Here is a 12,401-nt window from a genome sequence, read left to right as displayed (position 1 = left end):
ACGACGGCGGGAGGTCACCCCCTGAGCTGGTGGACCGTGAAGGCTGTCAGGAACCCTACGGAAGCGGTCAGTCCCGTCAGGTTGTGATGCTCTTCGAACGCCTCGGGGATCATGGTGTCAGCGATCATCGCCAGGATCCCGCCCGCCGCGATCGCGGTGATGAAGGCGATCACGGCGTCCGAAGCGTCCTCCAGCGCCACGTACCCGATCAGTGAGGCGAGCCCGCACATCACGGCGATGCCTCCCCACACCCCAAAGATGTAGCCGGTACTGCGGCCTGCCTTTTTCATCCCGGCAGTTCCGGACAGACCCTCGGGAACGTTGGAGATGAACACGGCCACAAGCATGGCCGGACTGACCGATCCCGCGGTGATGAGTCCGACGCCGAGCACTATGGACTCCGGGATCCCGTCCAGGAGGGCGCCGAAGGCGATTGCCGTGCCGCTGCCCGGGCTGTCCTGCTCCGACGGTTGCTGGCCACCCGAGCGTTTGCGGTGTTTTGCGCCGGCCCGGGTCAGGAGCATGTTTGCTCCGACGTAGACCACGGAGCCGGCCAGGAAGCCGGCCACAGTGGGCCACAGGCCCCCTCCCTCAACCGCGTCAGCGACGAGCTCGAACGCCAGGGCCGAGATCAGCACGCCCGCCCCAAAGGACATGATCGAGGAGACAAGTTTTGAGGGGATGGCCCATTTCCATGACGCGGCGGCCCCCAGCACCAGGGCGGCACCGGACACGGTTCCCCACATCAACGCCTGCAGCCACACCGGCATGCTGCCACCTTTCGTTCGCCCCGCACAGGACTCACCCTGCTGACTGAACCCCTAGGCCCTGAACCTATCCTCCCTCAGCGTTGCACGCACGGCGCCGTGCCTGTCTACTGGCCAGGGCGCCAATTGTCGTAGGCTCAGGAGCATGGCCAGATACTTTGATGTTCATCCCCAGGATCCCCAGCCCCGCGCGATCATGCAGGCCGTGAAGATCGTGCTCGACGGCGGGCTGATCGCCTACCCCACGGACTCCTGCTACGCCCTCGGGGCCCAGCTGGGCAACAAGGAGGCGCTGGACCGGATCCGGAATATCCGCAAACTCGACGACAAGCACCACTTCACGCTGGTGTGCAAGGACTTCGCCCAGCTGGGCCAGTTCGTGAACATCGGCAACGACGTCTTCCGCGCCATCAAAGCCGTCACGCCCGGCAGCTACACGTTTATCCTGCCGGCCACCAAGGAAGTGCCGCGCCGGCTCCTGCACCCGAAGAAGAAGACCGTGGGCGTACGGATCCCGGACAACCGCGTGGTCCAGGCGCTGCTGGCCGAGCTTGGCGAACCGCTGCTCTCCAGCACCCTGCTGCTCCCGGATGAAGAAGACCCGCTGACCCAAGGCTGGGAAATCAAGGAACGGCTCGAGCACGAGGTGGACGCCGTCATCGATTCCGGCGACTGCGGGGCAGAGCCCACCACGGTGATCGACTATTCCAGCGGGGTGGCCGAGGTGGTGCGTCGCGGCACCGGCGACCCGTCCCGGTTCGAGTAGCGGGCTCGGACGGACTCAGTCCTGTTTGCGGGCCCGGCTCGGCTGCACCCGCGGGGGCTCACCGGGCATCTTCGGGTAGTCCGGCGGGAACGGCAGTTCGCCGAGCCCGGCATTGAGGTCCCGCTCCCACCACTCCAACAGCACGTCCATGGTGCCCGGATGTTCCTTCATGTCTGCCCAGGGATCACCCACGGTCCTGAGCCGCTCCGGGACCGTCAGGATAGTGAATTCCTTGGGATCCGCGCTGCCCAGTTCGTCCCAACTGATGGGGCAGGAGACCGGCGCATGGGCCAGCGCGCGGGGGCTGTACGCGCCGGCGATGGTCCGGTCGCGGTTCGCCTGGTTGAAGTCCAGGAACACCTTCACGCCGCGTTCCTCCTTCCACCAGGCCGTGGTGACCTTGTCCGGCATCCGCCGCTCCAGCTCGCGGGCCGCAGCGATCACCGCATGGCGGACGTCCAGGAATTCGTGGTTGGGCTCGATGGGAGCGTAGACGTGCAGGCCGCGGTTCCCCGATGTCTTGATGAACGTCTCCAGCCCGGCCTCCGCCAGCACCTCCTTCAGCGCCAGGGCAGCCGGGACGGCGTCATCGAAGTCTGTGCCCGGCTGCGGGTCAAGGTCGATGCGCAGCTGGTCCGGGTTATCGGTGTTCGCTGTATGGGACGGCCACGGGTGGAACACCACTGTATTCATCTGCACGGCCCATACGGCCGCGGCGGGTTCGTCCAGGACCAGCATGGGGTGCGAGCGTGCGCTCGGAAACGTCACATTCACTGACCGGATGAAGTCAGGTGCTCCCTTGGGCGGGTTCTTCGAAAAGAACTGGTCGCCCTCGACATTGTCCGAGTACCTCTGCAGCGCCACCGGCCGGTCACCGTTCGCGGCGATGAACGCCTCCCCCACATCCACCATGTAGCGTGCGAGGTCCAGCTTGGTCAGACCGAGATCCGGCCAGAGCACCCTGCTGGGGCTGGAAACGCGCATCTCGCGCTCGCCGTGCGGTCCCGGGACAGTGAGGGTGGTCTGTTCGCTCGCCATGGGGACAACCTACCCTGCGCCACGCGTGGCGTCAGCACCTCGGCACCCAGGGCTGCCGGTGATCCGGCATCATGGACCTATGGCCGTAGCTGAATCCCCTGTCACCTTTCCCGTCGGCGACGTTGAGGTCTCCGGCGTTTACGCCCGCCCGGACAGCCCCTTCGCCACCCTGGTGCTGGCGCACGGGGCAGGCGCCGGTATGGAGCACCCGTTCATGAGCGGTTTCACCCGTGGACTGAACGACGACGGCGTTGCCACCTTGCGCTTCAACTTCCCCTACCGCGAGGCCGGCCGAAAATTCCCGGACCGGCCGCCGGCAGCCATCGCCGCCTGGCGCGCCGCCATGCATGAAGCAATTCGGCGAGGAACCGAGCACGGTGATACCGGACCGGTGTGGGCTGCCGGCAAATCGTTCGGCGGCCGGATGGCGTCCATGGCAGTTGCCGACGGAATGGACTGTGCCGGGCTCGTCTACCTCGGCTATCCCCTCCACCCGCCCGGAAAGCCTGAAAAGCTCCGCGACGAGCACCTCTACGGGCTCACGCTCCCCATGTTGTTCCTGCAGGGCACGCGCGACACCTTTGCGACGCCGGATCTGCTGGAGGGCGTGGTCGCCCGGATCGGCCCGTCAGCTGTCCTTGACTGGATCGCCGGCGGTGACCATTCCTTCGCCGTCGCAGGAAAGAAACGCGACCCTGCAGAGATCGGAGCGTCGCTGGCGCCGAAGGTGGCCGAGTTCATGAGGAGCCGCGGCTAACCCATCCGGCCAGCCGTAACGGCCCGGTTACGCAGCGTCCTCGTGCCACCAGCCTTCCCAGGCGGTGGAGGTCAGCCGGCCGGTGGGGAAATCGGTCTTCCCGATCCCGCCACTGTGCGGGCGGCTACCCTCTCCGCGGCCAGCGTCAAAAAGGAAGTTCAGGCTACTCAAAAGCAACATTATTGTGTCCCTTCGTGTGGTGGTCTGGACCACGTTGTCCAAGTAGGAACGAGCCTAACTGCACGATGTTTCAGCGCGTCGACGCAACGTTTCGGCGACGTATCGGACATCTCACCGGTGCAACCAGCGAAAGAAGGGCCGCCGGCGGGCCGGCGCTACATGCGGGCTTTGGTCCGGGCCGTCGGCGGTGCCGTCCACGGATCCTCCGGCCAGGGATGCCTGGGGTAGCGGCCACGCATCTCGGACCGCACCTGCGCGTACGGCCCGGACCAGAACGATGCCAGGTCGTCCGTCACGGCGAGCGGCCGCCGCGCGGGCGACAGCAGGTGGAAGAGGACAGGAACCCTGCCGTCCACCAGCCGGGGGGTCTCAGTCCAGCCAAAGCACTCCTGCAGCTTGACCGCGACAACCGGCCGGCCGCCGTCGTCCGTACCTTTCTGCCCAGATGCTGCCTCGGGTCCTGCCGGGTCCGGTGCGGCAAGGTTTGACCCCGCACCGCCTGACCCGGGAACGCCTGACGCCCCCTTGTCCGACACCTCGGGGTAGTCAATCCGCACCATCGATCCGCTGGGTACTTTCAGTGCCTCCGGTGCCAGCTCCGCCAGGCGGACCGCCTCCGGCCAGGGCAGCAGCCGCCGCAGGGGGTCGGTGAGGTCGATGCTGTTGGTGGCGGCGCCGCTGGCCAGCGCTTCAAGCTCGGGTCCCAGCCAGGAGTCCAGCCGGGCCAGCAGGGCCGGTTCGGAAACGTCGGGCCACGGCTCGCCCAGTTCGCGGCGCAGCAAGGCGAGGCGGCGGCGCAACGTGTCAGCCGCCGTCGACCATCCGATGGTCCCCAGCCCCTCCTTGGCGAGGGCACGGGCCACGGCGCCACGGCCCTCCTCGGCGGAGGGGCGGACGGGGGTGGAGGACAGGCTGATGGCACCCAGCCGGCGTTCCCGCCTGGCCTTCACCCGGCCCTGGCTGAATTGCGCTTCCACCGTGTCGGTCAGGAGGTGCCCGGCGGCGGCCTCGGCGGTGTCGGCGCTCAGCGGCGCGGCGGACCGGATGACCGCGCCGGTACCGGCTGCGTCCCGGCCGGCGGCACGCGAAACTTCCGCCACCGCCAGCCACTCATGCCCGGTCAGCGGACTGCCCGCCGGCAACCCCGCGCGTGTGCCGGACGACAGCAGGTACCGGGCCGGGCCATCACCCGGGACGCGCCGGGCCACACGGTCCGGGAACGCCAGCGCGACGACGACGCCCACCGCCTCCGCCGCGGTCACCGGCGCGGTACTGACCAGGGAGGCGATGCCGGATGTGCCGACGGCGGCGCCTTCAGTCCGCGCAATGCCCTCCAGCCGGCGGACGTCCTCCGCCCAGCGCCTGGCGGCGGGGTCCTTTCCGGTGCGGAGGCCGGACAGGAGCCTGGTGAGGTCGGCCCCCGGGGCCCGCTGGTCCCCGGCTACGAGTGCCACCGCTTCCGCTGCGGCGCGGTGACCTACGGCCGCGGCGCCGTCGAGCAGTGCGCGGGCCAGCCGCGGATCGGCCGGGACCCTGGCCAGCATCCTCCCCAGCGAAGTGGCGTGCCCGTCGCCAGCCACTGCTCCAAGCTCGCGCAGGACTTCGACAGCCTCGCCCATGGCTGCTGCGGGAGGCGCATCCGGCAGCGCCAGCCCGGCGCCGCCAGGTGATCCCCAGCAGGCCAGGACCAGCGCAGCACCGGTCAGGTCCGCGACGGCGATTTCCGGCGTCACGTGCGCCGGCGCGGCGCCATAGGTCCGCTGGTCGTAGCACCGGACCACCCGGCCCGGGCCCTGCCGTGCGGCCCGGCCGGCCCGCTGCTCCGCGGATGCCCGGGAGCAGGAAACAGTGACCAGTCCGGACATGCCGCGGCTGGCATCGCGGCGGGGTTCGCGGGTCAGCCCGGAATCGATGACGAGGCGCACCCCAGGGACGGTCAGGGATGACTCGGCCAGATCCGTGGACACGATGATCCGTGCCGGGCCGCCCGGCCGGCGCCCCGACACTGCCTGGTCCTGTTCGGCTGGACTGACCTGGCCGTGGAGCTCCAGCACCTCAGTTCCGGGGGCAGCCCGGCCGCGGAGGCGGGCCGCCACATAGGAAACCTCCCAGGCTCCCGGGACAAAGACCAGCGCATCGGTGCGCGCGTCCTCCGCCACGGCGGCGGTGTGGGCCTGCGCGGCGGTATCGGCCACGTGGTCGAGGAATCCGCGCGTGACCCCACGGTCATCCAGCCGCGCCCCGGCGGCGGGTACCCACTCCACTTCCAGGGGGTACAGCGCTGAGGGGCAGTCGACGACGGGAGCCGGCCCGCCGCCGTCGTCCGCTGTCCCTGCCTGTCCTGACTCGGTCGGTCCGGTTGCTGAATTCCCGGCTGTGCCCCCGATCAGGGCGGCGAAGCGGGGCGCGTCCAGTGTGGCGGACATGGCGACCAGCGTGAGGTCGCCGCGGAGCTGCCGAACTTCGGCGAGCATCCCCACCAGCAGGTCGGTCTCGAGGCCGCGTTCATGGACCTCGTCCAGGATGACCGCGCCCGTGCTTTCCAGGCCGGGATCATCGAGCAAGCGCCGCAGCAGGATGCCCGGTGTGACAAACTCCACCAGGGTGGCGGGCCCGGCGTGGCGTTCACCGCGGACGGTGTACCCCACGCGGTCTCCGATCCGGCTGCCGTCCAATGAGGCCAGTCGCCGGGCGGCGGCACGCGCCGCGACGCGCCGCGGCTGGGTGACCACCACGCGCCGGGCCATTCCTGCAGGCGCGGCAAGATTGGCGAGCAGCGGCGGGACAAGCGTTGTTTTGCCGGTGCCGGGCGGTGCCTGCACCACTGCCGTACCCGACGCTCCGCCGGCGCGCAGCACAGAGGACAGCTCCGCGAGCGACTCGGCAAAGGCCAGGCCGGTGCCGATGACCGCCAGGTCAAAGGTGCCGGCACCAGGGGTGCCAGCAGGGACGGCGGCGGAGTCGGTTGGCGATGTCACCCGTCCATTGTCGCCGCAATCCCCCGCCGTCGTCAGCGCACGTGCGGTGGGATACGTCAGACTGGAGGTCGTCGACCATGAAAGCAGGATTTCCCTTGATCAACCTCCAGCAGGACCCCGAAGGCTTCATCCGCATGAAGAGGCACTTTCCCGCCAGTGCCACCGTGACTGTCACGTTCAGCGACGGCTCCCAGGAGGAGTTCTCCGGCCGCCGGCTCAACGAGATCTACGACGACGCCCTGGCGGTGTACCGCGCCCAGAACCAGCTTGATGCCAAGGGTTTTTCCCGTGGTCCGCAGAAAAAGGTGCAGACCACTATCGAGTTTGTCCCCATCCGGCCCGGGATGGCGCAGTAACCCGGGCCACCGCGGCCATCCGGCTTACCCGCGCCAGGCAGGCTCATCGCGACGGTTTGACCACCATCGCAGCACCGCCACCGCGCCGCAGGGGCTCGGCAACCGCGGTCATGCTATTGCCAGGCCCAAACTCGATGGCTGTCGCGGCGCCGATTTCGGCTGCCGATGTGAAGGCGTCCCCTGCGGGCACCAACTTGTGACCGTATGGTGCCAGAGCGTCTCCATAGGCCTTGATGAAGTCCGGCTCTGCCGTGACGTTGGCGGTGTTGCGCTGGGACGCCCGCGGGGCCGCGAGCGAGTCCAGGATGCTCATACCCAGGTCCACCCTGTTGAGGATGGTCTGCAGCAACGTGGTGATAATGGTCGATCCGCCGGGCGAACCGAGCGCCAGGAACGGCTTCTCGTCCTTAAGGATGATGGTGGGCGACATCGAGGACCGTGGGCGCTTGCCCTGCTCGATCCGGTTCGGGTCCTCCGGATTGGTCGACGTATAAGAGAAGTCGGTGAGCTCGTTGTTGAGCAGGAACCCGCGGCCGGGAACCACGATGCCGGAACCGCCGGTCTGCTCGATGGTGAGGGTGTACTCCACGACGTTCCCCCACTTGTCAGCGACCGTGAGGTTGGTGGTGGAGATGTTTTCGGTGTCCTTCTCGTCTGCGGCCGCTGCAGGCGAAACCGTGCACGCACCGTCGTACGATGCCACGTCCCCGGCAGGTACAGGCTTGATTGCCGCCGTCCCGGGGTCAATGGCGCACGCCCGCTCCTTGCCAAACACCGGGTCAGTGAGGGCTTCGGTGGGGACATCGGCAAATGCCGGGTCCCCGAGGTACTTGGCGCGGTCAGCGAAGGCGAGCGCGCTGGCCTCGAGGTAGTGGTGCAACGCAGCTGGTTTTGCCGTGGGCGACAAGTCAAACGGTTCCAGGATGTTCAGCGCTTCGCCCACGGTGGTCCCGCCACTGCTGGAGGGCGCCATGCCGTACACGTCATAACCGCGGTACTCCACATGTGTGGGTTCCTGGTCCAGCGTCCGGTATGCGGCGAGATCCGCCGTCGTCAGGTAGCCCGGAAGGGCTGGAATGCTGGTGGGCGGGACAGTCACAGGAGGCACCCAGGCGGGGTCTTTCGGCGGGTCCTTGACAGTTGCCGCGATCTCCGTCGCGAGCTGTCCGCCGTAGAAGGCATCCGTTCCGTCCTTCGCGAGGAGCCGGTACGTCTTGGCGAGGTCCTTGCTGTGGAAAATACTGCCGACGGCGGGAGCGTCACCGCCGGGCAGGAAGAGACTCGCCGTGGCGGGGAAGGCCGAGAACCGGACTTTGTTGTCGAGTGTCTGCTGGCGGAAGGTCTCGTCCACCACGAAGCCGCGGTTGGCCACCTTGATGGCAGGTTCGAGGGCCTCGTCAAGGTCCAGCGTCCCCCAACGCTCCAGCGCCCGTTCCCACGTCGCCGGCGTTCCGGGGACGCCCACGGAGACGCCGCTCGAGACGAGCTCTGCGAACGTGTAGACGACGCCGGTGGCCGGATTCACGAACGCAGTGGTCGGCATCGTTGCCGGAGCCGTTTCCCGACCATCGATGGTTCCCACTTTGCCGGTCTTCGCGTCGTAGAACACGAAGTATCCGCCTCCGCCGACGCCGGCGCTGTAAGGCTCGGTCACACCCAGGGTCGCGGCCGCGGCCACGGCGGCATCCGCCGCATTGCCGCCGTCGCGCAGGACCTCGATAGCCGCAGCGGACGCCTCCGGGTCAACGGTGCTCACCGCCCCGCCGTACCCGGCCGCCATCGCCTCCTTCTTGATTTCCCGGGGGTCTGCGAACGCGGGACTGGTCACCGCCCCACCCGTCACGCTCAAGGCCAGAACAGCCGTCACAGCAGCTAATTGACGTCGCACACTAGGCATGATCTCTCCCAAGTCGGGGTGTTGCGCAGGGTGGGTTTGCGCCACAATACTCCGCCGGGTTGGGACTCTCAAGGCTCAAACTTTTGTGCCGAGGCCATGGCCTCAGGCCGGCGTGCCGGTTTCGGTGGATGCTGTGCCGGCTTCGGTGGTTGCTGTGTCTGCCGGCGAGCGCCGCCGCCGGCTCGCCAGCAGGAACGGCACGGCGAACAGTTCGATCACACCGCTGATGGCCAGAGAAAGGGGGTAGCCGTATACGTCCGCTGCCCGGCCCATCAGCGGCTGCACGACAATTCCGCCGCTGGATCCCATGAGTGAATCGAAGCTGAGTACCGTTGCCCGCTGTTTTGAAGCAATCATGTCGTTCAAATAGGCCTGCCGCACCGGAGTGCCCGCCGCTGAGATCAGGGCCCACAGCACCAGCAGCAGCAACGCCACCCAGAACACACGCGTAACGCCGAGGGCCACCAGGATCAAGGCGCCCATGCTGCTGCTCGCTACCAGGACCGTGGTGCGTTTGCGGACCAGGCGCCGGACCATGGGCGCCAGCCAGCCGCCCACCACCTGGGCCCCGGCCACAATGCCCGCCGCGAGGCCGGCGACAGAGTAGGCGCGCGGGTCACCGAAGAGCTCCAGCAGGTAGGGCTGCAGGGCATAGAAAACATAGATCCCGACGCCGGCGCTGAAAGGCGCTGCGAGCATGATGTACCGTACGGGCGGGTTTTTCAGGCCGTTGTCGATGGAGGCTGACAACACGTCCCGGCTCGCCTTGAGCGGATGGGGAGAACGTTCCGGAGTGAAGCCCACATCGCGCATCAGCCAAAAGGCCACCCCGAACATCGCCAGGAGCACTCCAACGCGCAACAGGAACGGCACGCCGAGGTCAGTGGCCTGGGCAATCACGCCGCCGGCCGTCGAACCGACGAGCATCGCGACGCCGGAGACCATCAATGCCCGCCCGAACACTGCCTCCAACTCACCGTCGTAGCCGGAGAAACGCAACGCATCCACCAGCCAAGCCTCCACGGCCCCGGAGAAGAACGTGAAGCCCAGGCCCAGAAGGACCGACACCACTGCCCAGGCCCAGAAGGGAGCGGACAACTGCCAGAGCAGGTAGTACAGGTAGGTGGAGGCAGCCAGGGTCACGGTGCCGAGCAGGAATGAGACCCGGCGTCCCCAACCGTCCGCGATGACCCCGGTAGGCACTTCGAACAGGACCATGCCGGCCGTGAAAAAGGCGTTGGCCGCGAATGCTTCCAGGTTGCTCAGCCCGGCATCCAACAGAAACAGCGTATTGATGCCCCAGATGAACGAGGCCGCAAGGGTGTTGCCCAGCGTCAGGGTGAGGTAGATGCGCTGGATCTTCCGCGCGGCGGCGTTCATGACGATCCGTTCATAACGTGGCGTTCATAAGCCGCTGGGCACCGGGTCATGCCGGAGGTACCGGCGCCGGAACCGGCCGGTCCCGGCAGTCAGCGCCCGCAGCTCCACAGCGTACTTCAGCAGTTCCTGGTCCGGGACTTCCGCGCTGATTTCGGTCAGCTCACTACCGGAGGTGGCCGTGCCGGTGAGCCGTCCGCGGCGTGCTGAGAGGTCACTCATCACGGCCCCCACGTGCGCCTCGGACACGGTGATGCTGACCGCGGAAACCGGCTCGAGCAGCTGGATACGACCGGCCGCGGCAGCCTCCCGGAGCGCCAGGGCCCCCGCCGCCTGGAAGGCGGCGTCGGAAGAGTCAACGCTGTGGGCCTTGCCGCCCACCAGGGTGACGCGGAGGTCCACCACGGGGAACCCGGCAGCCAGCCCTTTCTGCATCTGCGCACGCACCCCTTTCTCCACGGAGGAGATGAACGTTCCGGGGATCACCCCGCCCACCGTTTTGTCGACGAATTCGAACCCGCCGCCACGGTCCAGCGGCTCCACGTCGATGTCGCAGACGGCATACTGCCCGTGGCCGCCGGACTGTTTGACGTGCCGGCCGTGGCCCGTAGCCGGGGCGGCGAACGTTTCCCGCAGTGGCGTCACGACGTCAATGGTGTGCAGCTTCACGCCCTGGTCGCGCAGCCTGTCCAGCACCACCTCGGCATGGGCCTCCCCCATGCACCAGAGGATCAGCTGGTGTGTTTCCGCGTTCCGCTCAACACGCAGCGTGGGATCGCCGGCGGCCACCTTCGCCAGACTCCGGGCCAGCGCGTCCTCGTCACTGCGCGAGTCCGCCTCGACGGCCACTGGCATCAGCGGCTCCGGCATCTCCCAGGTAGCCAGCAGGAGCGGCTGGTCCTTCGCCGAAATGGTGTCCCCGGTTTCGGCGCTTCCCAGTTTCGCCACCGCGCAGATGTCACCGGCCACGCAGTGCGCGACAGGACGCAGGGTGGGGCCCAGCGGAGAATACAGGTGGGTGACGCGCTCGTCGGTGTCGTGATCCTGATGGCCGCGGTCCGCGAGCCCGTGCCCGCCGACGTGCACTGGAGTGTCAGCACGCAAAGTACCTGAAAATACACGCGTCAGGCAGACCCTCCCCAGGAACGGATCAATGGTAGTGCGGACCACCTCAGCGGCCAGCGGCCCGTCCGCGTCACAGGCCAAGGCCGCCGCTGGAGCGCCCGCCAGGTCGGTCACCTCAGGGAGGCCGCCCTCCACCGGCGACGGGAAGCCCCGGGTCAGGACTTCCAGCAGTTCCGCCGTGCCGAGGCCGGTGACAGCCGAGGCCGGCACCACTGGGAAAAAGGAGCCGCGGGCGACGGCGGTTTCCAGGTCCGCGATGAGGACATCGGTATCGATTTCCTCACCGCCCAGATAGCGATCCATCAGGGTCTCGTCCTCGCTCTCGGCGATGATCCCTTCGATGAGCCGGCCCCGGGCGGCTTCCGACGCCGCGCGCTCACCGGCGTCAACGTCCCGGGAACTGGCGTCCGCCTCCCCGGCGGAGTAGTCAGAGACTGTGCCCGTCAGCAATCCCAGCAGCCCGGTGGTTTCGACGCCGGACCGGACCGGGACGTACAACGGCAGCACCGCGTCGCCGAACGCCTGCTGGCAGGCGGCCAGGACGCCGTCGTAATCTGCCCGGGGGTGGTCCAGGCGGGTGATGACCACAGCCCGCGGCATCCCGAGGCTTTCGCATTCGCCCCAGAGCGCCGTAGTGGTGGCGTCGATGCCGTCAACGGCGGAGACAACAAAGAGGGCGGCGTCCGCAGCCCGGAGCCCCGCCCGAAGTTCGCCGATAAAGTCCGGATACCCCGGCGTATCCAGCAGGTTCACCTTAGTGCCGTTGATGAGCAGCGGGACCAGGGACAGCGTGACCGACCGCTGCTGCCGCACTGCTGACACGTCGGAGTCGCTGACGGTGGTGCCGTCCGCGATGGAGCCTTTGCGTGTAATCATGCCGTGGGCGGCCAGCAATGCTTCGACCAGCAGGGTTTTCCCGGCGCCCGAATGCCCCACGAGCGCCACGTTGCGCACCTGTTCCGGATCCGTTGCGGCGATGCCGTTGGAAGCATCAGCCCGGCGCACTTCCGGCCCTCCACGCCCCGGTGTCCGCGCTGTGTCCTTTGCGCCTTTCACTGACATGGGAACCTCCTGGCGTCTTTGCCATGCACCGGGCCGAATCGTGTTCTCTGATTCGACACCCTGGCGGGCGCAAGGGCAAGAGCACGCGCCGGGACGAC

Annotated in this window: 10 protein-coding genes; 3 read left to right on the top strand and 7 right to left on the bottom strand. The window is 68.0% G+C overall.

Annotated elements, in window-relative coordinates; all coding sequences use genetic code 11:
- Nucleotides 1-14: 14 nt before the first annotated feature.
- Nucleotides 15-770 (bottom strand): ZIP family metal transporter, encoded by a 756-nt coding sequence (locus ASG77_RS00445; protein ID WP_056339681.1) that lies wholly within the window; start codon nt 768-770, stop codon nt 15-17.
- Between the two features lie 142 nt (nt 771-912).
- On the opposite strand from ASG77_RS00445, the gene ASG77_RS00440 reads away from it, so the two are divergent.
- Entirely contained in the window at nt 913-1,533 is a 621-nt protein-coding gene (locus ASG77_RS00440; RefSeq protein WP_056339678.1) for an L-threonylcarbamoyladenylate synthase, read from the top strand.
- Between the two features lie 15 nt (nt 1,534-1,548).
- On the opposite strand, the gene ligD is transcribed toward ASG77_RS00440, so the two are convergent.
- The gene (gene ligD, locus ASG77_RS00435; protein WP_056339675.1) at nt 1,549-2,571 is read right to left on the bottom strand and encodes a non-homologous end-joining DNA ligase; all 1,023 of its coding nucleotides are present in this window, start codon (nt 2,569-2,571) and stop codon (nt 1,549-1,551) included.
- A 79-nt stretch (nt 2,572-2,650) separates the two neighbouring features.
- Between ligD and ASG77_RS00430 the strand changes: the two genes are divergently transcribed.
- Nucleotides 2,651-3,328, top strand: coding sequence for an alpha/beta hydrolase family protein (locus ASG77_RS00430; RefSeq protein WP_056339673.1), 678 nt, complete (start codon nt 2,651-2,653; stop codon nt 3,326-3,328).
- A gap of 27 nt (nt 3,329-3,355) precedes the next feature.
- On the opposite strand, the gene ASG77_RS22095 is transcribed toward ASG77_RS00430, so the two are convergent.
- Together ASG77_RS22095 and ASG77_RS00425 are read right to left on the bottom strand one after the other, a co-directional pair.
- A complete protein-coding gene (locus ASG77_RS22095; protein ID WP_162254907.1) occupies nt 3,356-3,499 on the bottom strand; it encodes a hypothetical protein in 144 nt (47 codons plus the stop codon).
- A 164-nt stretch (nt 3,500-3,663) separates the two neighbouring features.
- Complete coding sequence (locus tag ASG77_RS00425) at nt 3,664-6,486, bottom strand: ATP-dependent RNA helicase (protein WP_056339670.1); 2,823 nt, start codon at nt 6,484-6,486, stop codon at nt 3,664-3,666.
- A gap of 95 nt (nt 6,487-6,581) precedes the next feature.
- On the opposite strand from ASG77_RS00425, the gene ASG77_RS00420 reads away from it, so the two are divergent.
- Nucleotides 6,582-6,842, top strand: a complete 261-nt coding sequence (locus tag ASG77_RS00420; protein WP_056341460.1) for a hypothetical protein — start codon at nt 6,582-6,584, stop codon at nt 6,840-6,842.
- A gap of 43 nt (nt 6,843-6,885) precedes the next feature.
- Here the strand turns inward: ASG77_RS00420 and ASG77_RS00415 are convergent, their stop codons facing one another.
- From ASG77_RS00415 to ASG77_RS00405, 3 genes are all read right to left on the bottom strand, one after another.
- On the bottom strand, nt 6,886-8,739 hold the full coding sequence (locus ASG77_RS00415; RefSeq protein WP_056339667.1) for a gamma-glutamyltransferase family protein: 1,854 nt from the start codon (nt 8,737-8,739) through the stop codon (nt 6,886-6,888).
- Between the two features lie 102 nt (nt 8,740-8,841).
- Entirely contained in the window at nt 8,842-10,119 is a 1,278-nt protein-coding gene (locus ASG77_RS00410; protein WP_056339663.1) for an MFS transporter, read from the bottom strand.
- Nucleotides 10,120-10,143: 24 nt separating this feature from the next.
- Nucleotides 10,144-12,303 (bottom strand): elongation factor G-like protein EF-G2, encoded by a 2,160-nt coding sequence (locus ASG77_RS00405; protein ID WP_056339661.1) that lies wholly within the window; start codon nt 12,301-12,303, stop codon nt 10,144-10,146.
- Between the last annotated feature and the right edge of the window lie 98 nt (nt 12,304-12,401).

Source organism: Arthrobacter sp. Soil762, assembly GCF_001428335.1.
Lineage (GTDB): Bacteria > Actinomycetota > Actinomycetes > Actinomycetales > Micrococcaceae > Arthrobacter.
The sequence above is the reverse complement of the archived record's forward strand: the minus strand, read 5'-3'. Positions and strand labels throughout refer to the sequence as shown.